Raw genomic sequence first — 20,886 nt, forward strand, 5'->3', positions numbered from 1 at the left:
CGGAGCCTCGGGGCCGCAAGCGAGGTGTTCGTCGGCCTGCTCGACACGCGACGGACCGGGGCGGGGCCTGGCCTGCCGCTCGGCCCGACCAGCCGATGGCTCCGCCCCGGCGCCGGCGGCGGCCACTGGGCGCTCGCCCGCGAGATGCTGACCGACCCGGACGCCTTCGGTCGCCCCGACCGCGAGGCGTCGTTCTACCCGGCGCTGGCGATGCGACGCCTCCGGAAACAGCTCCCGAGAGACGCCCAGCTCGTCCTGTTCTCGCCGCTGTGTGACGACACCGCCGTCGCCATCGCCCGCCGCCTCCACGCCTACGGCCACGCGACGACGGTCGTCAGCCCCGAGACGACGGGGACGGAGTCGCCGGGCCGGACGGCCGCCCACATCGAGCGGCGGTTGCGCCTCTCGCGGCTCCGGGAGGCCGACATCAGAGTCATCGACTACTGGGAGCCCGAGGAACCGCTTCGCCGCGCGACCGAGCGAGCGACTCGGCGGTGGTCGCGGTGAACGTCGACCGCGAGGCCTCCCGCATCGGCCTCGGGCTGACGGCCGCCGCGTCGCTGCTCGCGGCGCTCGTCGCGGCCCCGGGAAGCGTCGGCCTCTCGCTGGTCGGCGTCCCCTCGCCGTCGGCGGCGTCTACCGGCTCTCCCGACGGCTGCTCGGCGTCGGCGTCGCGGCGCTGTTCGTCGGCGTCGTCCTCGCGGGCGTGAGCGGTCTCGCGCCCGGCCCGGTCGTGTTGGCGATGCTCGGCGTCGTCCTGACGTGGGACCTCGGCGAGCACGCCATCGGCAGCGCCGAACAGCTCCGGGAGTCGGCCGACAGCGAGCGGGTCGAAGTGATCCACGCCGCCGCCAGCGGGCTCGTCGCTTCCTTTTTCGGCCTCGGCGGCTACATCGTCTTCCTGCTGTCGGCCGGCGGCCAACCGGAGGTAGCGCTCGGCCTGTTGCTGCTCGGGGCCGTCGTCGCCCTCACCGCGCTCCGGTGATCAGACCGTCGGGACGGCGACGCTGTCGAGGACGTCCGCGACGATGCTGGACTTCTTGACGTCCTCGACGCGGGCGTCCGGCGTCAACACGAGGCGGTGAGCCATCCCCGGCTGTGCCACCCGCTTGACGTCGTCGGGCGTGACGAACTCCCGACCGACGATTGTCGCCCGGGCGCGGGCCATCTCGAACAGCCGCTGGGTCCCGCGCGGGGAGACCCCCACCTCGACGTGGCGGTGGTCACGCGTCGCCCGACAGAGCCGGGCGATGTACTGGAGGACATCCTCCTCGACGGTGACCGTCTCGGGCGTCTCCCGGAGGGCGGCGACCGAGTCCGGGTCGAGGATGGTGTCGACGCTCGGGCTCTGGTCGGTCCGGGCGGCCCGCCGCCGCAGCAGTTCGAACTCCCCGTCCTCCTCGGGGTAGCCCATCGCCGTCTTGACGGCGAAGCGGTCGACCTGGGCCTCGGGGAGTTCGAAGGTCCCCTCCATATCGACGGGGTTCTGCGTGGCGATGACGAAGAAGGGCGTCGGCAACTCGTGGGTGTCGCCGTCGACAGTCACTTGTTCTTCCTCCATCGCTTCCAGCAGCGCCGACTGGGTCTTCGGCGGCGCGCGGTTTATCTCGTCGGCCAGCACGACGTTGGCGAATATCGGCCCCGCGCTGAACTCGAAGGTCCGGTCCTTCTCGTTGAAGACGTGCGTGCCGGTCACGTCGGAGGGCAGGAGGTCGGGCGTGAACTGGATGCGCGAAAAGGACAGACCCAGCGCGTCGGCGAAGCTCCGGGCCGTCAGCGTCTTGCCCGTCCCGGGGACATCCTCCAGCAGGACGTGGCCCCGTCCCACCACACCCAACAGCACCGTCTCGAGGAACTCGCGGTCGGTGATAATCGCACCTTCGAGTTCGCTCAGCAGGGACTCACAGGTATCACTCGCTTCTGAAACGTCCATACGCGGTTCTTTCAGTCCGGTGACTTATGGGTGTCGAGTTGCCCTGAGAGTGCCACGCAGGGTGAGCCCGGACCGAAACCACTAAATTCGTCTCGGGGGTAGCGAGGGGTGAGCCGAGGTAGCCTAGCCTGGCCAAGGCGGTTGCTTCGAGAGCAACTGTCCTCACGGACTCAGGAGTTCAAATCTCCTCCTCGGCGCTTCTCTCGATTCCGACCGGTAGAAGCGGTCTCGCCGCCCTCACGTCAGGAAAAACAGCAGCACCGAGACGGCGAGCATCACGGCGACGAAGGCGCCGGCCAGCGGCGCGCCCAGCGAGACGACGGCGTTGGCCGTCGAGGCCATCGTCTCGGTGCGGTCGTTGCCGAAGACGGTGACCTCGGCCTGTTCGGTAGCCATCCCGGCGCTGACGGGTTCGCGGTCGGCCAGCGCCCGGTCGGTGCAGTCCTCGATCAGCGCCAGCAGGTCCTCGGCGGGGACGGCCTGGCCGACCTGATTCTCGGCCTCGACGGTGTTGACGATGTGGGTATCGGAGGTCAACACCTCCGCGAGGTCGACGACCCCGTCCTCAAGCGTCGCGACGATACGGTCGCGCAGGCCCGGTTCCATATTGTTGCCGTCGACGAGGACGTAGGCCGTCGTGTGGCCCGCGACGTCGAAGACGGCCACGCGGACGCCGAGCGGACCGATGCCCTCCCGTGGCTCCCACGGCGTCTCGTCGTGGGCGACGCCCAGCGAGAGGGGGCCACGGTCGACCTCTAAGAGGCGGTCGCGGAGTCGCTCCGTACCGTCGAGGACGTCGAACGAGCGCCTGTCGCCGGGGACGACGTGGCCCAGATCCGGGCCGGAGAGGCCGTCGTTGCAGTTGTGGGCGTCCGCGAGCAGGACCTCCTCGACATCTTCACAGCGGGCGTGGGCGCGGGCCGAGAGGCCGACGGCGTAGGCCACGTCGTCGGCGCACCCGGGCGAGAACGTCAGCGTCGAGAGCAGCCCCTCGCCGGCGAGGTGGCCGGTGAGCGTCGCCTCGCCGACAGAGACGCGGCGGCCGGGCGTGGCCGTCTCGTCGTAGTCGATGGTCCCGTGAGCGCGGTCGGCGGCGTCGATGATCGTCTCGACCTCCCGCTCGGTGACGAGGTTGAAGTCGTGGCCGGCGGTGGCGTGGGGGGCGAACGCGAGGCCCTCGGCGGAATCGGCCACTCGCTGCGGGAGGTTCCCGCCGCCGATCTCGCCCATCGGACCGGGGTGGATCATCGGGAGGACGAACCGCGCCTTCTCGGTTCCGTCCGACCGGCGGGCCGAGAACACCGTCACGGGGACGACGGCGTCCTCGCCGATGCCTTCGAAGAAGTCCTCCAGTTCGCGGCCGCCCTCGGCGATGTGGCTGATGAACCCTTGGAGGAAGTCAAGCACCGAGACGCCGAGGCTCCGCTGCCACGGCTGGTCGATGACGAACAGGAACAGCCACACCGCGCCGGCGTACAGCAGACAGAGGATGGTGAGCAACAGGAAGTCGACGGGCGGGAGCGTGACCGAGAGCGCCGCCTCGTTGGGCCGGGAGAAGAGGCGCTCGAACAACGGCCCGCCGACCTGGACGTACCGCAGCGTCCCGGAGTAGACAAACAGCAACAGCGCGGCGGCGACCGTCTGGACCGACGCGGGGACGGCCGCGACCAGCAAGCGGTGCCGGGAGATGGCCATCACGATAAGTAGGCGGAAGGCGAAGATGGCGGCCAGCGCGACCAACAGCGTGTTGAAGACGAACGGCTGTCCCAGCGGCGTGAGGACCGCGATGACGGCCGCGCCGGTGAGCATCGCGATGACCAGCAACTCACAGGCGAGCGCCAACAGCGACGCGCGGTTGTGGGTGAGTTGCCCGCCCAGCGCCCGGTCGAAGGAAGCGGTCAGGAGGCTGGCGGCGACGGTCGGGAGGCCGACGAAGAACACGCCCTGCCACGCGTCGTCGAGGACGAACGCCGAGTCGAAGGCGGCGACCCCGCTGAGGGCGGCGACGACGAGCGCGAACGTCAGCGTCGCGTACCACCGCGGGGCCGTGAAGATGTACCGCGACAGCGACGCGAGGTTGCCCTGGGTGGCTGTCATCGGCTAGAGGACCACGCCCGCAGCGAATAAATGTTGGCTGTTCACGAGTGAACCACGTCGTGTGACGCTGTGACGTGGCGTTGGCGCGACCGGCTGAGATAATGCTGAAAGACAGTCTAAATTCATACTAATAGGGTGTAGTGACCAATAATATAGAGATATACTAGTTATACGCCCACTGGTAATCGGATATTTCTAATATATGGGCAATCTACTTATCGGAGAGTCAGGTCTCTGTTGGCACAGTGGTCGAACACGACACGGACGAGGACGACACGTTGCGACGAACCGTGCTGAAAGCGATGGGCGCCGTCGGCGGTGCGGGGGCGCTGGCCGGTTGTAGCTCCGGGGACGGGGCGACATCTGTCGGGGGCGGGACGACCGACGCCGGGACGACGACCGCGACCGGAAGCGGTGGGGACGGTCCGGACGCGAACCTCGGGGAGGGCGTGACGACGGTCGCAGGGTTGCACAGCGCGATGGCCGACGACGAGTTGACCGCCGAGGAACTCACCCAGTATTACCTCGACCGGATCGACGCCTACGACGGGGAGTTGAACGCCTACCTCCACGTCAACGAGGGCGCGCTGGACCGGGCGAGCGAACTCGATCAGACGCTCGAGGAGTCGGGACCAGTCGGGCCGCTACACGGTATCCCGCTGGTGTTGAAAGACAACTTCGACACCGGCGACATGCCGACGACCGGCGGCTCCGAGACCCTCGAAGGGGTCGTCCCGCCCGACGACGCCACGACCGTCCAGCGACTCCGGGACGCCGGCGCGATAATCCTCGGGAAGGCGAATATGCACGAGTTCGCCTACGGCTGGTCGACGTACAGTTCGATGGGCGGCCAGACCCCGACGCCGTACGACCTCTCGCACGTCTCCGGCGGATCAAGCGGTGGAAGCGCCGCCGCCGTCGCGGCGAACCTCGCGGCGTTGGGCACCGGGTCCGACACCTGTGGCTCGGTCCGGGTCCCGCCGGCGTTCACCAACAGCGTCGGCGTACGGGGGACGCTCGGGCTGATCAGCCGCGACGGGATTATGCCGATGTCCGAGCGGCAGGACATCGGCGGACCGATAACCCGGACGGTGGCCGACGCGGCGCGGATGCTTGACGTGATGGTGGGCTATGACTCTGCCGACCCCTCGACGGCCCGAGCCGTCGGCAACGTCCCGGTCGGGGAGGACCCGCCGGTCACGACCGCACTCGGCGACGGCGACGGCGGGAGTTATACCGACGCGCTCGACGAGGACGCGCTCGAAGACGCCGGTATCGGGATCATCCGGGAGTACATCCAGACGGAGGGCGAGCGCCAGTCCGTGGCGACGGTCGTGGAGACGGCCATCGGCGATATGGAGGAGTCGGGCGCGCGCATCGTCGACCCCGTCGAGGTGCCGCCCGACGACAACTCGCTCACCGTCACCGAGTTCCACCGCGAACTAGACGACTACCTCTCGACGCTTGACGACCCGGACGCCCCGGAGGACCTCGAAGCAATCGTCGACCAACCGGACGAGGTTCACCCGGCCGTGATGCCGATTCTCCAGACGTCAGTGGAGGTCGCTGTCGAGGATATGGACGAGAACGTCGAGTACCTCCAGGCGCTGGCGGCGCGGGACTACTACCGGACGATGGACGACACCGACACCGAACCGGGGAACAGACAGCAGATACTGGCGGTGATGGCCGAGAACGACCTCGACGCGCTGTTGTACCCGACCGCGTCGGCACCGCCGGCCGAGATTCCCGACGCCGAGGGCGAGTATCCGAGCCAACCGGGCGACAGCGTCAACTGCACGCTGAGCGCCGGGACGGGGCTGCCCGCGGTCACGGTCCCCGGCGGCTTCACCGACGAGGGCCTGCCGGTCGGCATCGAACTCATCGGGCGACCGTTCGAGGAGGAGACGCTGCTCGGCCTCGCCTACGCCTACGAGCAGGCGACCGGCCACCGGAGAGCGCCCGAGGGCTTCGGCGAGGTCTGAGCGCCGTCACTCACAGATGTCGAGGAAGTTCTCGAAGACCTCGTCGCCGCGTTCGGTGTGGGCGACTTCGGGGTGCCACTGGACGCCGTAGAGGTCCCGGTCGGTGTCGGACATCGCCTCGACGCCGCAAACGTCGCTGGTTGCTGTGCGGTCGAAGCCCTCCGGCACTTCCTTGACCTCGTCGGCGTGGCTGGCCCAGACTCGCGTCTCGGGGGCGAGCGAGCCGACGAGTGGATCCTCGTCCTCGGTGATTCGGACGGTCACGTCGCGTAGCCGCCGTACTCGCCGCCGCCGACGCGGCCGCCGAGTTCGTCCGCGATGATCTGCATCCCGAGACAGATGCCGAAGACGGGGATGTCCAGCTCCAGATAGTCGGGACAGTTGCCGATGCGGTCGATGTCGGGGCCGCCCGAGAGGACGATGCCGTCGGCGTCGATGGCCGCCGGCGCGGTGTCGTTGTCGATCAGTTCCACGTCCACGCCCATATCCCGCAGCGCACGCTGTTCGAGGTGCGTGAACTGGCCGTGGTTGTCGACGACGTCGATCCGAGTCATTGCCGGAGTGTACACCACAGGCGTACAAATACCCGTGGAAACGCTATCGGTCGCCCCACGGCCCGACGCCGAACGCCTTCCCCGCGACCCACCCGAGCAGGAACGGCGTGAGGATGGCCAGACAGATCAGCCCGACCCAGCGCAGCGGCGGCGGTTGGCTCACCAGAAAGAGCAGGTAGAGCGTCCCCACCACCGGGAGGGCGCGGCGGAAACGGGAGTTGTTCGGGACCGACATACCGCTCCGTAGCGGGGCGGACGGCAAAACGGCGACGGTATCACTCCCGGTCGAAGCGCTCGGCCGCCGACTCGAAGGACAACTCCGCCAGTTCCTCGCCCTTCCGTGATTCGGCCTCGGCGATGGCCTCGGCGTCGGGACTGGCGTCGTCGTCGACTCTCGCCCAGGAGTTGTGGACCTTGGCGTGACACCACCGACAGAGCGAGACCGTTATCTCGTGGGCGGGGTCGCCCTCGCCCGCGGCCGAGTCCTCGGCGTACGAGAGGTGGTGTTCCTCCAAGAGGGGACGGCGGTCGTCGTGGGCGGTCCGGCGTTCGGCGAGGCCACAGCGACGACACTCGGTGCCGTCGGTCGTCGCCCGGAAGTGCGGACAGTCGGCCCACTCCCACTCGCCGGCGGGGTCGGTCTGGACACCGCTTGGGTCGTGGTCGTCGCCGTCGGCCGGGGCAGCCACGGGACAGCGGAACTCCTCGGCGCTGCGGGCGTCGGCGAAGGTGGGGTCGTGGTGGCCCTGCTCGCGCGCCCACCGGCACTTGCCCTCGTCGGTGAGGTGGTCACACCGCCGGACGTGGTCGTAGGGGTCGTCGACGCCGACGGAGGACCCGCCCGGTGCCTTCTCCATACGCGGCCGTTCGGGTCGCGCCGGTTTCAACCTAGGCGTCGAGGGTCGCCTCGCGGTCCTCGATCTAGGAGTCGGCCGCGAACTTCCGGTCGGTCCGCTCGCGGGCGGCCTCACGCTCGGGGTCCGTCCAGTCGCCCGCGTCGCCGTCGGTCCAATCCGCGAGGGCGTCGGCGAGCGCCGCGACCGCCTGCTCGCGCGTGCAGTCGACGTACTCGGAGACGGCGCCGACCCGTTCTTCGAACGTCTCGGCGTCGACGGGCGCGTCGTCGAACACCGAGATGTGAGTCGCCGTCGCCAGCGAGAACGAGAGCGATCCGTGCTGGACGACGGCTTCGCGGGTGCGGTACTGGGCGTTGCCGGCCAGTTTCCGGCCGTCGGGACCGACCACGTCGTGAGCGGGGTGCATCGCCCGGAGGTAACAGGCCGGGTCGAAGATAGCCGGGCGCGGCTCCGCGGCGAACCCGGCGTCGATGTCCAACCGGTCTAACGCGTCGAACAGCGGTTCACACAGCAACCGGTAGCTCTCGGTGAGGTCGCCGGGGACCGCCGACGCCGGGAGGACGAGAGAGTAGGCGATGTCACCGGCCCCGTCGTGGTAGATTGTCCCGCCGCCGGTCGGCCGCCGAGTCACGTCGATACCGTGACGATCACAGTAGGAGCGGTCCAGTACATCGACCGGCTGGCTGTACCCGAGCGAGACTGTCGCGGGGTCCCAGCGGTAGACGCGGGCGGTCGCGGGGCCGCCCTCGCTGGCGGTCAGGGCGGCCACCTCGTCGAGGGCCATCTGCACCGGGCCGGGACGGGCCGCCTCGTCGATGACCCGCCACTCGCGGTCGGTGATCGTCATACCAGAGAATAGGTAGCACGGGCCAAATCGGTTTGGGCGGGGGTACAGTGATGAGGGTCGGCGGCGAACACCGGGTGTGACATTCGAGACGACCGTCGCCATCCGGTACGCCGACCTCGACACGTACGGCCACGTCAACAACGCCGTCTACGGGACGCTGATCGAGGAGGCACGTATCGACTACCTCGAGGCGGCTATCCCCGAGGCCATCGAACAGATCACGGGGTCGGAATCGTCGGTCGGCATCGTCCTCGCGAATCTGGAACTGGACTTCGAGCGACCGCTGGAACCGACCGACGACGTGACCGTCGTCGTCGAAGTGCCGTCGCTGGGTGACTCCTCCATCCCCTTCGAGTACGAGATACGGGACGATCACGGACTGGTCGCCACCGGCGAGACGACGGTGGTCGTCATCGACCGCGAGGCCGGTACCGCCCGCGGGATACCCGAACAGTGGCGAGACGGGATTGATTCCTTCGAAGGTCGATAGGCGGGCGTATTTGTCGCTCCAGTCTTCGACGGCTCGGTGTATGTAACGACGAGCGTCCCTCGAACGCATCGGCGCGGCGGGCGCGGCCGGCCTCACCGTCGGCCTCGCCGGGTGTGGGAGCGACGACGGCACGCCCGACGAAGGTGACGGGACAGAGGACGGAGCGGACGGAGACAGGACGACCGACTCCGGTATGGACGGCGGGTCGGGCGTCGCACAGACCGTCGCCGTCGGCGACGGCGGCCTCAACTTCTCGCCGGAGTCGTTCACGGTTAGCGTCGGCGACACCGTCGAGTGGTCGTGGGCGGCCGGCGGCCACAACGTCGTCCCCGACGAGATACCCGACGGAAGCGACTGGAGCGGTTCGGAGGCGCGCCGAGCGAAACCTGAGACGAAGGCGCGACCCATAGCCACACCTTCGAGACAGCGGGCGAGTACAGCTACTACTGCAACCCCCACCAAGGACAGGGAATGACGGGGTCGTTTACCGTCGAAGAGAGCTGAGGCCACTGTTTCTCCGAGAGAGCACACCTCGTTGCGATACTGTTGGCAGACATTCTATATATCGAAATATAGTATATATCGCCACACGTCGGGCTTTTCCTGTTCAAGCGAGAACGCACAGCTATGGTCGAAAACGTCGCGCCGGTGATGGCGGAACTCGAGGCCGGGGACTTTCACCTCCTCTCCGGCGTCGAGCAGGGGATGCGCTTCTCGGAGTGGGTACAGCGGGAGAAACTGCCGGAGTACTCCCGTCTCACCGTCGAGGACGTCGACTACCGTATCGACCGATGTGCCGACAGGGGCCTGCTGGAGCGCAAGACCATCCAGTACGAGGGGTACACGCTGACCTTCGAGGGGTACGACGCGCTGGCGTTGCGGACGTCTCCGAACGGGAGACCATCGACGGCGTCGGGTCGCCGTTGGGCGTGGGCAAGGAGAGCGACGTGTACGAGGCGCGGTCGTACCGACCGCTGGCGCTGAAGTTCCACCGCGAGGGGTACACCAACTTCCGCGAGGTGATGAAAGAGCGGGAGTACACCGCCGACCGAGACCACGTCTCGTGGCAGTACACCGCCCGGAAGGCCGCCGAGCGGGAGTACGACGCCCTCGAAACGTTGTATCCGGACGTGTCGGTGCCACAGCCGGTCGACCACAACCGCCACGCCATCGTGATGGAGCGGATGGAGGGGGCGGAGCTCTCACACGCGGAACTCGACCCCGAACAGGCCGTCGGCGTACTGGATCTGATCCTACGGACGGCACAGGACGCCTACCACGAGGGGTACGTCCACGCCGACCTCAGCGAGTACAACGTCTTCGTCGACACCGACGGCGTCACCGTCTTCGACTGGCCCCAAGCCGTCCCCACCGACCACGAGAACGCCCCCGAACTACTCGAACGCGACGTCGAAAACATCGTGAACTACTTCGGTCGGAAGTACCCCCAGCAGTTCCCCGAGGACCCGGCCGTCGACGCCATCAGCGCAGCGATGCGCGAGGACGCGTTCGAGTCCGTCCGGGAATTTCTATCTTGAGGTTCGTTCCGGCCGTTTTTTCGGCGTCTTCGCTGGGTGAGTCACAAAGACGAGAGATGCCGTGCCCGCCAAAATAAATTATATGATGCTATATCAAATTCGTGGCGGCCGCTGCGAGACGAATAGGCAGACCGACCGAGAGAATCGTTCTACGTCGAGAAACAGTCAGTTCTCGGCTTCGAGCGTCGTCTTGAGGTTCTGGAGCGTCGAGCGCAACTGGCGTTCGTTGTACTTCCGGACGAGCGGTTCGACCGCCGCTTTGCCGACTGGGACCGGAACCTCGTAGGTCGCCAGATAGCCGACCCGCGTCCCGCCGTCGGCGGCCTCGAACGTCCACTCTATCGTGCCAGAGAGGTCACCGCTCATCTCGAAGACGATGCGCTCGTCCGGGTCGTACGTCGTCGCCGCCACCTCGCCGGTCAGCGAGACACCGACCATCGAGTAGGTGTACGTGGCGCGCTTGCCGCCGTTGTCCAACTGGCCGACGGTCGAGACGTCGGTGAGACTCGGCGTGATGACGGCTTGGTTCTCCGGTTCGTCCATAAACGCGAACACGTCCGCGACCGGCCGGTCGACGTGGATGGTGCCGCTGACATCGAGCATACTGGTTCTACGGTTGCCGGGAGTAAGAGTGTGGTCACCAGTGCCACGAGCTTACAGCGAGATGTCGGCGATAGTCACGTCCAGTCGGCCGTCGCGGAACTCGTAGGAGCGGTCGATGTCGAGGGGTAACAGGTCGGGCCGGACCGTCAGCGCCACCAGTCGGTCCGCGGCGCTGTCGGCGACGGCGGCACAGAACTCACGGTAGAGGGGTCGCAGGTCGCCGTGGTCGGTCCGGATGTCGAACGGGAGGTCGGTGACGACTACGTCAGCGGCCGGGACGTGGGAACGGGCGTCGGCGGTGAGCCACTCGACCGACGCGTCCGCGACGGCGGCGTTCTCCCGGGCAGCGCGGACACACGAGCGGTCGCTGTCGGCCCCGACGACCATCGGTTCGGCGTCGCTCGACTCGTGACCGGCCCGGTACTCGACGAGCGCGCCGTCAGGGACGAACGGCAGCGACTGGAAGGCGAAGGTTTCCCGAGCGGCGTTTGGCGACCGACCGCTGGCGGCGAGAGCGGCCTCAATGGGGACAGTCCCGACGCCGCAGAACGGATCGACGACTGTCGTCGTCGCGTCGGCGTCGGCGATATCGAGCATCGCCGCCGCGATGGTCGGCTTGACCGGGGCGGGGTGGTCCCGGACGCGGTAGGGCCGACGGTGGAGCGAGACGGGACCGGTCGTGTCGATAGCGAGCGTGAACCGGTCGTGGCGGACGACGGCCCGGAAGACCACGTCCGGGTCGTCGAGGTCGACCGGCAGTCGGTCGCCCGTGGCCCTGCGGTGGCTGTCGAGAATCGCCTGCCCGACGACGTCGGAGACGTCGGGACTGCCGAACTCGTGGGTCCCAATTCGGGTGCTCTCGACGGCGATAGACTGCCCCGAGTCGACGTAGTCGGCGACCGGGACTGACTCGGTCGCGTCGCCGATGGCGTCGAGCGTCGTCGCCGACTGGTCGACTAATGACACGAGCACGCGGTTCAGCGTCCGGGCGCGAGCGTTCAGCGTGACGATGTCCTCGGTATCACCCTCGAAGGCAATCCATCCCGGGTGGTGGACGTGCGGGGAGGCTCCGACGAGGCGGTCGGTCTCGGCGGCGGCGATGGATTCGAGGCCGCGGGTCGTCGTTGCGAGGAGGTCCACAGTGGCGATTCGGCGGCGAGGGGCTTGTGTCGTGTGGTCCGCGGAGAGTCAAGACAGCAATAGTTTTCCGACTCGGTACGGAGGTAAACGTAATGGCAGGAATCGAACTCACCACGAGTCAGAAGACAATTCTGCAGGAACTGGTCAACAGCTACCGCGAGAGCGACAGCGCCGTCAAGGGCGAGCGCATCGCCGAGGAGATAGACCGCTCGGCCGGGACGATCCGAAACCAGATGCAGAGCCTCAAGGCCCTCCAGCTAGTCGAGGGCGTACCCGGTCCGAAAGGCGGGTACAAGCCGACAGCGAAGGCCTACGACGCCCTCCAGATTCAGGACATCGACCACGCCGCCGAGGTCGGCCTGCGCCACAACGGCGAGTACGTCGAGGACGCGAACGTCACCGAGATCAACCTCACGAGCGTCCACCACCCCGAGAAGTGCCGCGCCGAGATATACCTCCGCGGGTCGATGGCGGCGTTCGAACCGGGCGATACGATCACGGCCGGCCCGACGCCGTCCTCGCGGTTGCAGATCATCGGCACCATCGACGGCAAAGACGAGACGAGCAACGTCCTCGTCCTCGTCATCGACGATATGCGCGCGCCGGTCGAGGACGACGAGTTCTGATCGCCCGGAGTGCGTAGGTATTTACCGCCGCCGGGAGTAGACAGAGTTATGTCACGATTCAAACGTGCGGTCAGTCGAGCGAAGTACGCGGCAGTCGGCGGTAGTTTCGGTGCGCTGATCGGCGGTCTCGTCAGTCGAAACGCCGCGAGCAGCGGGGCCGCAATCGGTGCTCTGATCGGTGCGACTATCGGCGAACAGCGCGTGAACGTCGACGAGTTCGTCGGGAAGGTCAAAGACCGGAACGGCGACGAACAGGCCGAGTAGCGGGCGCGTCTTTAACTTCGATGGCGGCCTACCCGGGAACGATGGGGACCTTCGACATCCCGTCCCGACCCGAGCGAGAGTACCCCCACAGCGGCGGCGTCACCTACACCGGCGAGACGGTGTTCGCGCTGACGCCCGCGGCGTCGCTGTCCGACCGGGAAGTGACGAACCTGATAGAGAGCGTACTCGCCGACAGCGACTACACCTACGGCGACTGGTTCGACCTCCCGATGCCGCTGTATCTGGTCCACGACGAGCGGACCGGCGACGTCTTCCGCGTCGCCGTCAGGGACGGCACCGTCGAGTTGCACGTCCTCCCTGAAACTGGCTCCGACGGGTTAGCAGGAATCTACGACCGCCTCGTCGAGGCCGGCGACACCGACTGGGACGTCGAGTGTCGGACCGACGGCTAGTCCAGCAGCGCCTCGACTTCCTCGCGGTTGACCGTGGTCAGCGGGCCGGGGATGGTCCGGGCGAGCGCGGCCGTCCCGACGCCGTACGACAGCGCCTCGTCCGGTGGCGCGCCCTCGGCCAGTCGCTGGAGGTACCCCCCGATGAAGGCCTCGTGCTGGCCGGCGGGGTCGACCACGTCCGTCTCGATGCTGTCTTGCTCGTGGATCACCCCGTCGTGGTAGGCGATGGCACCGTGCTCGCTCCGGGTGATCACGACCATATCGATGTCGCGTTCGGCCGCGAGCGTGTGGGCCAGCTCCCGGGGCTGGCCCGACCGGTCGAGGACGGTGCGCAACTGGTCCTCGTTCGCGAACAGCACGTCCGTCGCGTCAAGCAGCGTCGTCACCTTGGGTTTGGCCGCCTCGGGCGACCACATCGACGGCTGGTAGTCCAGATCGAAGACGGCGAGGCCGGTCTCGCCACCGCCGCCGGCGCGCATCACGGCCTGTGCGGTCTGCATCGCGGTGTCCGACAGGGCAAGCGTCGAGCCGGCGACGAACACCATCCGGGCGTTCTGGACGCGGTCCATCGTCAGGTCGCCGGGCGTCATCGACGCCGCAGCCGTCTCGACTCGGTCGGGGATGGTCATCGACTCGCGGGGTTCGCTGGCCGACTCGTGGAACAACAGTCCCTGCCGGCCAGACTCGACCCAGTTCACGTCGGTCGTGATCCCGTGTTCGTGGAGTTCGGAGACGACGCGCCGGCCCAGCGCCGTATCGGGAAGCTGTGACATCCAGACGCTGTCGGCTCCCAGACGGCTCGCGGCCACCGCGACGGCGCACTCGGTCCCCGCCGTCCGCATCCGCACGTCCGTCGCTGTCTCCAGTCGCTCGCTCCCAACGGGCGAGAGCCGCAACGACGCGTCCCCGACCGTGACCAGATCACTCATATCCGCCCCATCGGTAGCGGGGGGCTTAGTTGTACGGCAGAGTTACGCCGCGAGAAAGAGCCCTATCCGTGACCGGGATAGTCCCGCTCGAACCGGTCGGCTATCTCGTCGCCGTCTATCTCGACGACGACCGGCCGCCCGTGCGGGCAAGCGTAGGGGTTGTCACAGTCGTCGAGCGCCGACAGAAGCGAGAGTATCGACCCGTCGGTCAGGTCGGTGTTCGCCGTCACCGACGGGTAACAGGCCAGGTCCGCGAGCAACTCCTCGACCGCCGCCTCGACCGTCCCAGCGGCCGCGTCCGCGCCCGCCGTGAACGACGACAGCACGTCCCGGATCAACTCCGGGCCGCCCGCCTCGGCCAAAAGCGCCGGCACAGTCCGGACCGCTATCGTCCGGTCGTCGACTCGTTCTGCCCGGAATCCGATGCGGGACAGCGCCGCCGTCACCGTCTCGAACAGTTCGGCCTCCCGCGCAGTGACCTCGACGGAGACTGGCTGTGCGAGCGCCTGTGTCTGGGTGTCGCCGGCGAAGCGCTCTCTGAGGCGTTCGTAGTTGATCCGCTCGTCGGCGGCGTGCTGGTCGATCAACAACAGGCCGTCGGGTCCCTCCGCGACGACGTACGTCTCCGCGAGTTGCCCCAGCACCCGCATCGACGGCAGCGTCTCGAAGGACCGCTCGGTCGGGTCATCGTCGCCGAACCGCCGCTGGTCGGTCGCCGTGATCGAGGTGCTATCAGAATTGTTTCTCTCGTGGGAATCTGATTCTACCGTCCCGTCGACCGACGGAGTTCCGGGAGTCGTCGGACCCGGGCCGGTCGACTCGATTTCGGAGTCGTCCGAGGCGGTATCGTTCTGTTCGGTGTCGCCGTCGCGATCTGTCCGGCGCGTCCCCGCCGCGGGCCGCGACCGACCGCCGGTCGTCGAGTGGCCGGTCGATGTCGTTGTCGTCGTGTCGGACTCGGCCGTCCTGTCCGCGCCTCTTCTTTCGATACCTTCGTGAGAATTATCTGATTTCGAGGGTTCAGCTGTCGAGTCGTCGCGCTCGTCTCCGGTGTCCGCCGAGCGCTGTGGCGATATCTCTGTCTGGTCGACGGCCGACCGGCCGCGGGGGGCCGACGACCGGAGCAGTCCCTCCCGGAGCAGCGCCGACTCGACGGCCGCGGTGACCTGCCGGGCGACGCCGGCCTCGTCAGCGAACCGGACTTCGAGCTTTCGGGGGTGGACGTTGACGTCTACCTCGCCGGCCGGGAGGGAGACGAACAGTACCGCGAAGGGGTGGCGGTCGGCGGCGAGTTGCCCGCCGTAGGCCTCCTCGACAGCGTCCCGGACGGCGTTGGCGGTGACGTACCGGCCGTTGACGTACGTCGAGCAGTACTCTCGGCCGGCGCGGTTGGTCTCGGGGTGGCTGACCAGCCCCGAGATGTCGTCGAGGGGGCCATCGGGGAGGTCCGACTCTCGAATCTGGATCATCGACTCGGCGACCTCACGGCCGTAGACGGCCATCACCGTCTCCCGGAGGTCCCCCCGACCCGGCGTGGCGAACGTCTCGCGGCCGTCGTGTTCCAGTTCGACCGCCACGTCGGGGTTCGCCAGCGCGTAGGCCGTGACGACGGTGTTGACGTGGGCGAACTCCGTCCCGACCTGTTTGAGGTACTTCCGGCGCGCGGGGACGTTGTAGAAGAGGTCAGCCACCTCGATGGTCGTCCCCTCCGGGCACCCCGCCGGTCGGAGCGACTCGACGTCGCCGCCCTCGACGGTGAGTTCGGTCCCCTGATCGCCCCCGCGGGGACGCGAGGTGATGGTCAACCGCGAGACGGCCCCGATAGCGTGGAGGGCCTCCCCGCGGAAGCCGAGGGTGCCGACTCCTCCCTCCAAGTCGTCGATGTCGCGTATCTTGCTGGTGGTGTGTTGCTCGACGGCACGCTGGAGGGCCGACTCGGACATCCCGATACCGTCGTCGCTGACGGTGATACCATCTTTCCCGCCGGCCTCGACGGCGACACGGACGCGGCTCGCGTCGGCGTCCAAGCTGTTCTCTACGAGTTCCTTGACGACCGACGCGGGCCGTTCGACGACCTCGCCGGCCGCGATGCGCTCGACGGTCGTCGGGTCGAGTTGCTGTATCTCTTGGCCCATCAGTTACTCGCGGTTGGAGCGGTGTGACCTTGAGTCTGGGGTGTCCGCCCGTCCCGCCGACCGAACGGCGACGCCGAGGGCAAGACCAAAGCCCGAGGGGGTACCAGCCTCGCGTACATGACCGAGACGGAGGAGCCGTCGCCGCTTGCCACGTTCCGGCAGTTCTTCGCGCTCGAACGCGACGTGTTGGTGCTGTCGCTGTCGATGTTCGCGTTCAGCCTCGCCTTCCAGATGACCAGCCGGTTCCTCCCGGACTACGTCGTCGCCCTCGGCGGGTCGGCCTTCCTCGTCGGTGTCTTCGGCACCGTCGGGAACGTCATCTCTGCCTTCTATCCCTATCCCGGGGGCGCGCTCTCGGACCGCATCGGTTCGCGGTACTCGCTGACGCTGTTCGGCGCGCTCTCGACGGCCGGCTTCCTCGTGTGGCTGCTCGCCCCGAACCTCGGGACGATAGGCGTCGCCGGAGTGGCGATTCCGCCGTGGACGTGGATATTCGTCGGCCTCCTGCTCGCACAGGCCTGGAAATCCTTCGGCCTCGGAGCGACGTTCGCCGTCGTCAAACAGGCGACCGACCCGTCGCAACTCGCCGCGGGGTTCGCCGCCACCGAGACGTTCCGCCGGACGGCGTTCCTGATCGGTCCCGTCCTCGCGGGTGCCCTGATCAGCCTCCATCCCGATTTCACCGTCGGCTTCCAGTACGTCCTCGCCGTCGGCGTCGCCGCCGGTCTCCTCGGTACCGTCGTCCAGCACATCCTCTACGACGCCAGCGATGACAGCATCGGCGATTCCTTCGAAGGTGTCGAACAGATACGGCGGGACCTCCGGGAGATGCCGGAGGCGCTGAAGCCGTTGCTTGTCGGCGATACCCTCGTCCGGTTCGCCAACGGGATGGTGTACGTCTACTTCGTCATCGTCGTGACACGGTTGTTCGCGGTGGGACTGGACACGGCCGTCGCGCTGCCGGCAGTAGGGACGATAGCCGTCGACCTCTCGCCGCAGGCCTTCTTCGGCTACCTGCTGGGCGTCGAGATGGCCGTCGCGCTGCTGTTGATGATCCCCGCCGCGAAGGTGGCCGAGCGGGTCGGTCTCAAACCCGTGGTGGCGCTTGGCTTCGCGGTGTACGCCGTCTTCCCCGTGCTGTTGATCAGCGCGCCCGAGACACCGCTTGCGATGGTCGTTCTCTTCGCGTTCTCGGGGCTTCGCTTCGCCGGCCTGCCCTCCCACAAGGCGCTGATCGTCGGCCCCGCCGAACGGGACGCGGGCGGGCGCGTCACGGGCACCTACTACCTGCTGCGGAACACTATCGTCATCCCCTCGGCGCTTCTCGGCGGCGTGCTGTGGGCCGGCATCCCGTCGTGGCTCCCGGGCAGTGGTCTCTACGCTGGGAGCCCGGCGCTGTCGTTCGGCGTCGCGTCGGCCGTCGGTATCGTCGGGACGGCCTACTTCCTGCTGTTCGGCGAGGAGTTCGCGGCCTACGCTTGATACTGTTTCGTGTCGCTGTGTCCCGGTTCGAACGCCCGAAGTCGTCCTGCGGAGTGACACGACGCAGGACTCGGGAGGCAAACAGCGTGTGCCTCCCGGCGGACGGTCGATACCGAAATGACCGACAGGAGACAGTATGACCGGTCGGGATATTCATAGTGGTCGGTGACGATAGGCGAGACGATGACGCTGGAGGCCTACCCCGAGGACATCGAGATAAAGAAGACGAACTTCAAGACCGACCAGCAGGAGGACGCCGCCGAGACCATCGCCGACGCGTGGCCCGAAGACGTCGAGACCATCGCCGAAGAGGGCCAACACGTCGAGATGTTCTACCGGCAGGTGCTCGACCAGTTCCTCGGCCCCGCGGCGGTAGAGATGACCTTCAGCGAGATAGAGAGCGAACACGGTAGTGTCGAGCAGTGGGCCGACGACGATGGAAACGGTGACAGCGGCGACGAGGCGGACGTGGACGTTCCGGATGTCGAGGACATCGAACCCGGAGCGGGCGACGACACCGACGGAGCGAGTGAGAGCGAGAGCGTCGACGTCGACCCGGACGCCATCGACGCGGACGCCCTCGACGCGGCCGCGGACGCGGGCGTCGACGCGGAGCGGCGGGCGTGGTTCCGGGCGGGCTTCCGTGAGGGTATCGAGTTCGCGGCCGAACACCCGGAGCTGTTCGGCGAGGAGTGAGCGCTCGCTGGGACACCTATTTGAGTCCGAGAGCGTTACAGTATGGTGTGTCAGACGAGTACACGCGCGAGGATATCCCCCTGTACGAACAACGGTCGGTCCGGGACGACCAGTACCGCGCCGCGGAGAGCGAGGGACAGCCGTATCTGGCCATCGAGCGCTACGAGGACGGCTACACCATAACCTACGACCTCCTGCCGGCCGGCGTCGAACTGGCCCCGCCGGCCCACTCGGAGTTGGGAGAGCGAGTGACCCACGCCGTCGAGGAGATCGTCGGCGACGACAGCCGGGCGACCGCGGAGATAAGCCAGTCGATCAGCGCCTCGCTGGGCAGCATCGGCGTGTTCGACCGCGAGCGCTCGGCGCGGGACGTGGCCGTCGTCGTCGGCCGCCTCGTCCTCGACGAGGACAACTGGACCGACGCCCCCGACCCGGAACCGCCCGGTGACTCCCTCCGGAAGAACTGATTTCTTTAAGTGATTCTGGTCGCAATGGCCGATAGTGAGCTTTCCTACAGCATCCCGAACCGCCCAGCGTCGGCGTCGTCGGTGGCCCGCGAGTGGGCCGCTCCTCGTTTCTTTAAGTAGTTCTGGTCGCAAAGGCTGATAGTGAGCCTTCTTACGGAGACACTTCCCGGGTAGCGTCAGCGTCGTCGGCAGTGGTCCATCGGGGACCGTGCGTCGTTTCTTTAAGTGGTTCTGGTCGCAAAGGCTGATAGTGAGCCTTCTCGGGGGAGCAGACCGGCGAGTCGCTACTCCAGACTGTCCTGCCACTCGTCGACTTTCGCCATCAGTTCGACCGGCGATAGCTCCGCCACGTCGGTGTCGGCCAGCGCCGCCAGTACGTCCTCGGCACCCTCGCCGTATCGGTCGGTGAGTCGCTGCTCGGCCTGTTCGAGCGCGCGGGCGCCGTCGCCGCTCGCCGGCCCGGTACCGTTGGTCGCGTTTCCGTCGTCGGTGAACTGGCCCGAGGAGAGGTCGAAGACGGCCTGTGTCGTTCCGCTGTCGCTGCCGCGCACGTCGATTGCCTCGTCGTTGCGAAGGCGGTCCAACACGTCCCGCGAGCGGTCGACGACGGGGTCCGGGACGCCCGCGAGGTCGGCGACGTGGACGCCGTACGAGCGGTCCGCCGGCCCCTCCCGAACCGTCCGGAGGAACGCCACGTCGCGCCCGTCGGCGGCGTCGGGGTCGCCGTCCACAGGGCGGGACTCCGTCCCGCTGGCAGACGACGAGCGTGGCTCGTCGTCGACCGCGACGTGGACGTTCTCGACGGGGGCCAACCGCTCGCCCAGTCCCGTCAGTTCGTGGTAGTGGGTGGCGAACAGCGTCTTCGCACCGACCTCGTTGACGAGGTACTCCGTGGCGGCCCACGCGATGGAGATGCCGTCGTAGGTGGCGGTGCCGCGGCCCACCTCGTCGAGGATGACCAGCGAGTCCTCACTCGCGGAGTGGAGGATGTTCGATAGCTCCTGCATCTCGACCATAAACGTCGAGCGGCCCTGTGCGAGTTCGTCGAGCGCACCGACGCGGGTGTAGATGCCGTCGACGACGCCAACGCGGGCCGACCGCGCCGGGACGAAGCTCCCGACCTGTGCGAGCAGGGTGATCAGCGCGGCCTGTCGCATATAGGTGGACTTGCCGCTCATGTTCGGCCCCGTGACGATCAAAAAGCGGCGGTCGTCGTCCATCGAGAGGTCGTTGGGGACGAACTCCGTCGACTGCTCGACGACGGGGTGGCGGCCGGCCGCGACGGAGAGACCGCCGTCGGCGGTCACCTCGGGGCGGGTCCAGTCCGACCGGACGGCGTGGGCCGCCAGACTGCACAGACAGTCGACGGTCGCCAGCGCCCGCCCGGCGTCCTGCAGCAGTTGTGCGTGACCGGCGACGCGCTCGCGCAAGTCCGCGAACAGGCGCGCTTCGAGGTCGTGTCGCTGTTCCTCGATACGGAGAATCGCCCGCTCTTTCTCGTCTAGCTCGGGGACGGTGTACCGTTCGGAGTTTTTCAGCGTCTTGATGTTCTCGTAGTGGTCGGGCACCTGATCGGCCTCGCTCTTGCCGACCTGTATGTAGTAGCCGTCGGTCTTGTTCCGGTCGACGCTGAGGTGGGTGAGGCCGTGCTCGCGTTTCTCCCGCTCCGGGAGGTCCTCGAGCCACGTCCGGAGGTCCTCGTGGCGGTCGATCAACTCGTCGAGTTCGTCGTCGTAGCCGCGCCTGAACAGACCGCCCTGCGTGGTCGTGCCCGGCGGGTCCGCAACCAGCGCGGCGTCCAGTTCCGCCCGGAGGTCCGCGACGCCCTCG

At 67.7% G+C, this 20,886-nt stretch carries 22 protein-coding genes, 1 tRNA gene and 4 pseudogenes; 15 read left to right on the forward strand and 12 right to left on the reverse strand.

The genetic code is table 11. The features are described from left to right. The 3 genes and pseudogenes from GJ629_RS16095 to GJ629_RS16105 all read left to right on the forward strand — a co-directional run. Positions 1 to 507 (forward strand): annotated as a pseudogene (locus tag GJ629_RS16095) (DUF58 domain-containing protein); the annotation flags it as partial. Next, positions 504 to 710: a hypothetical protein gene (locus tag GJ629_RS16100; RefSeq protein ID WP_197428463.1), complete on the forward strand. Its 207-nt coding sequence runs from the start codon at positions 504 to 506 to the stop codon at positions 708 to 710. The pseudogene GJ629_RS16095 and the gene GJ629_RS16100, both read left to right, overlap by 4 nt. Beyond that, positions 707 to 985: a hypothetical protein gene (locus tag GJ629_RS16105; RefSeq protein WP_197428464.1), complete on the forward strand. Its 279-nt coding sequence runs from the start codon at positions 707 to 709 to the stop codon at positions 983 to 985. Before GJ629_RS16100 ends, GJ629_RS16105 begins: the two co-directional genes overlap by 4 nt. Here the strand turns inward: GJ629_RS16105 and GJ629_RS06255 are convergent, their stop codons facing one another. After that, positions 986 to 1,933 carry a MoxR family ATPase gene (locus tag GJ629_RS06255; protein WP_157512232.1) on the reverse strand — a complete coding sequence of 316 codons (948 nt, stop codon included), beginning with the start codon at positions 1,931 to 1,933 and terminating at the stop codon, positions 986 to 988. A 112-nt stretch (positions 1,934 to 2,045) separates the two neighbouring features. Here GJ629_RS06255 and GJ629_RS06260 point away from each other — a divergent pair. After that, positions 2,046 to 2,130, forward strand: a tRNA-Ser gene (locus GJ629_RS06260). A 40-nt stretch (positions 2,131 to 2,170) separates the two neighbouring features. Here the strand turns inward: GJ629_RS06260 and GJ629_RS06265 are convergent. Then, on the reverse strand, positions 2,171 to 4,030 hold the full coding sequence (locus tag GJ629_RS06265; protein WP_157512233.1) for a DUF2070 family protein: 1,860 nt from the start codon (positions 4,028 to 4,030) through the stop codon (positions 2,171 to 2,173). Positions 4,031 to 4,275: 245 nt separating this feature from the next. Here GJ629_RS06265 and GJ629_RS06270 point away from each other — a divergent pair, with 245 nt between their 5' ends. After that, positions 4,276 to 6,015 (forward strand): amidase family protein, encoded by a 1,740-nt coding sequence (locus GJ629_RS06270; protein WP_197428465.1) that lies wholly within the window; start codon positions 4,276 to 4,278, stop codon positions 6,013 to 6,015. 6 nt (positions 6,016 to 6,021) lie between these two features. On the opposite strand, the gene GJ629_RS06275 is transcribed toward GJ629_RS06270, so the two are convergent. The 5 genes from GJ629_RS06275 to GJ629_RS06290 all read right to left on the reverse strand — a co-directional run bounded on the left by GJ629_RS06275 (position 6,022) and on the right by GJ629_RS06290 (position 8,273). Continuing rightward, positions 6,022 to 6,354, reverse strand: coding sequence for a gamma-glutamyl-gamma-aminobutyrate hydrolase family protein (locus tag GJ629_RS06275; RefSeq protein ID WP_255475218.1), 333 nt, complete (start codon positions 6,352 to 6,354; stop codon positions 6,022 to 6,024). Continuing rightward, the gene (locus tag GJ629_RS17550; RefSeq protein ID WP_255475217.1) at positions 6,276 to 6,569 is read right to left on the reverse strand and encodes a hypothetical protein; all 294 of its coding nucleotides are present in this window, start codon (positions 6,567 to 6,569) and stop codon (positions 6,276 to 6,278) included. Before GJ629_RS17550 ends, GJ629_RS06275 begins: the two co-directional genes overlap by 79 nt. Before the next feature lie 43 nt (positions 6,570 to 6,612). Then, positions 6,613 to 6,804, reverse strand: coding sequence for a hypothetical protein (locus tag GJ629_RS06280; protein WP_157512234.1), 192 nt, complete (start codon positions 6,802 to 6,804; stop codon positions 6,613 to 6,615). A 40-nt stretch (positions 6,805 to 6,844) separates the two neighbouring features. Next, positions 6,845 to 7,426, reverse strand: a complete 582-nt coding sequence (locus GJ629_RS06285; RefSeq protein ID WP_157512235.1) for a hypothetical protein — start codon at positions 7,424 to 7,426, stop codon at positions 6,845 to 6,847. A 64-nt stretch (positions 7,427 to 7,490) separates the two neighbouring features. Further along, positions 7,491 to 8,273, reverse strand: coding sequence for a biotin/lipoate A/B protein ligase family protein (locus GJ629_RS06290; RefSeq protein WP_157512236.1), 783 nt, complete (start codon positions 8,271 to 8,273; stop codon positions 7,491 to 7,493). A 76-nt stretch (positions 8,274 to 8,349) separates the two neighbouring features. Between GJ629_RS06290 and GJ629_RS06295 the strand changes: the two genes are divergently transcribed. The 4 genes and pseudogenes from GJ629_RS06295 to GJ629_RS06305 all read left to right on the forward strand — a co-directional run bounded on the left by GJ629_RS06295 (position 8,350) and on the right by GJ629_RS06305 (position 10,301). Beyond that, a complete protein-coding gene (locus GJ629_RS06295; protein ID WP_370515811.1) occupies positions 8,350 to 8,763 on the forward strand; it encodes an acyl-CoA thioesterase in 414 nt (137 codons plus the stop codon). A gap of 193 nt (positions 8,764 to 8,956) precedes the next feature. Further along, a pseudogene (locus GJ629_RS17555) lies at positions 8,957 to 9,094 on the forward strand (plastocyanin/azurin family copper-binding protein); the annotation flags it as partial. A gap of 110 nt (positions 9,095 to 9,204) precedes the next feature. After that, positions 9,205 to 9,267, forward strand: a pseudogene (locus GJ629_RS17560) (plastocyanin/azurin family copper-binding protein); the annotation flags it as partial. A gap of 123 nt (positions 9,268 to 9,390) precedes the next feature. Further along, a pseudogene (locus tag GJ629_RS06305) lies at positions 9,391 to 10,301 on the forward strand (serine/threonine-protein kinase RIO2). A 165-nt stretch (positions 10,302 to 10,466) separates the two neighbouring features. Here GJ629_RS06305 and GJ629_RS06310 read toward each other — a convergent pair. Together GJ629_RS06310 and GJ629_RS06315 are read right to left on the reverse strand one after the other, a co-directional pair. Then, on the reverse strand, positions 10,467 to 10,904 hold the full coding sequence (locus GJ629_RS06310; protein ID WP_157512237.1) for an SRPBCC family protein: 438 nt from the start codon (positions 10,902 to 10,904) through the stop codon (positions 10,467 to 10,469). 51 nt (positions 10,905 to 10,955) lie between these two features. Then, positions 10,956 to 12,044, reverse strand: a complete 1,089-nt coding sequence (locus GJ629_RS06315; RefSeq protein ID WP_157512238.1) for a THUMP domain-containing protein — start codon at positions 12,042 to 12,044, stop codon at positions 10,956 to 10,958. Between the two features lie 92 nt (positions 12,045 to 12,136). Between GJ629_RS06315 and GJ629_RS06320 the strand changes: the two genes are divergently transcribed. The 3 genes from GJ629_RS06320 to GJ629_RS06330 are packed head-to-tail and all read left to right on the forward strand — an operon-like array spanning position 12,137 to position 13,347. Continuing rightward, positions 12,137 to 12,670, forward strand: a complete 534-nt coding sequence (locus tag GJ629_RS06320; RefSeq protein ID WP_157512239.1) for an HTH domain-containing protein — start codon at positions 12,137 to 12,139, stop codon at positions 12,668 to 12,670. 48 nt (positions 12,671 to 12,718) lie between these two features. Further along, positions 12,719 to 12,934 (forward strand): YMGG-like glycine zipper-containing protein, encoded by a 216-nt coding sequence (locus GJ629_RS06325; RefSeq protein ID WP_157512240.1) that lies wholly within the window; start codon positions 12,719 to 12,721, stop codon positions 12,932 to 12,934. A gap of 20 nt (positions 12,935 to 12,954) precedes the next feature. Then, positions 12,955 to 13,347, forward strand: coding sequence for a hypothetical protein (locus tag GJ629_RS06330; RefSeq protein WP_231754518.1), 393 nt, complete (start codon positions 12,955 to 12,957; stop codon positions 13,345 to 13,347). Here the strand turns inward: GJ629_RS06330 and GJ629_RS06335 are convergent. Continuing rightward, positions 13,344 to 14,276 (reverse strand): sugar kinase, encoded by a 933-nt coding sequence (locus tag GJ629_RS06335; protein ID WP_157512241.1) that lies wholly within the window; start codon positions 14,274 to 14,276, stop codon positions 13,344 to 13,346. The two genes, GJ629_RS06330 and GJ629_RS06335, sit on opposite strands and share 4 nt — an antisense overlap. A 62-nt stretch (positions 14,277 to 14,338) precedes the next feature. Continuing rightward, positions 14,339 to 16,411 (reverse strand): DNA mismatch repair endonuclease MutL, encoded by a 2,073-nt coding sequence (gene mutL, locus GJ629_RS06340; RefSeq protein WP_157512242.1) that lies wholly within the window; start codon positions 16,409 to 16,411, stop codon positions 14,339 to 14,341. A 117-nt stretch (positions 16,412 to 16,528) separates the two neighbouring features. Here mutL and GJ629_RS06345 point away from each other — a divergent pair, with 117 nt between their 5' ends. The 3 genes from GJ629_RS06345 (at position 16,529) to GJ629_RS06355 (ending at position 19,056) form a co-directional block, all read left to right on the forward strand. Beyond that, positions 16,529 to 17,893, forward strand: coding sequence for an MFS transporter (locus GJ629_RS06345; RefSeq protein ID WP_157512243.1), 1,365 nt, complete (start codon positions 16,529 to 16,531; stop codon positions 17,891 to 17,893). Positions 17,894 to 18,058: 165 nt separating this feature from the next. Further along, positions 18,059 to 18,589, forward strand: coding sequence for a hypothetical protein (locus GJ629_RS06350; protein WP_157512244.1), 531 nt, complete (start codon positions 18,059 to 18,061; stop codon positions 18,587 to 18,589). Positions 18,590 to 18,636: 47 nt separating this feature from the next. Further along, on the forward strand, positions 18,637 to 19,056 hold the full coding sequence (locus GJ629_RS06355) for a hypothetical protein (RefSeq protein ID WP_370515812.1): 420 nt from the start codon (positions 18,637 to 18,639) through the stop codon (positions 19,054 to 19,056). Between the two features lie 284 nt (positions 19,057 to 19,340). Here the strand turns inward: GJ629_RS06355 and mutS are convergent. Next, the coding region (gene mutS, locus GJ629_RS06360) for a DNA mismatch repair protein MutS (RefSeq protein WP_157512246.1) at positions 19,341 to 20,886 on the reverse strand (1,546 nt) is incomplete at its 5' end.

The sequence above is a fragment of the Halapricum sp. CBA1109 genome (assembly GCF_009741825.1).
Lineage (GTDB): Archaea > Halobacteriota > Halobacteria > Halobacteriales > Haloarculaceae > Halapricum.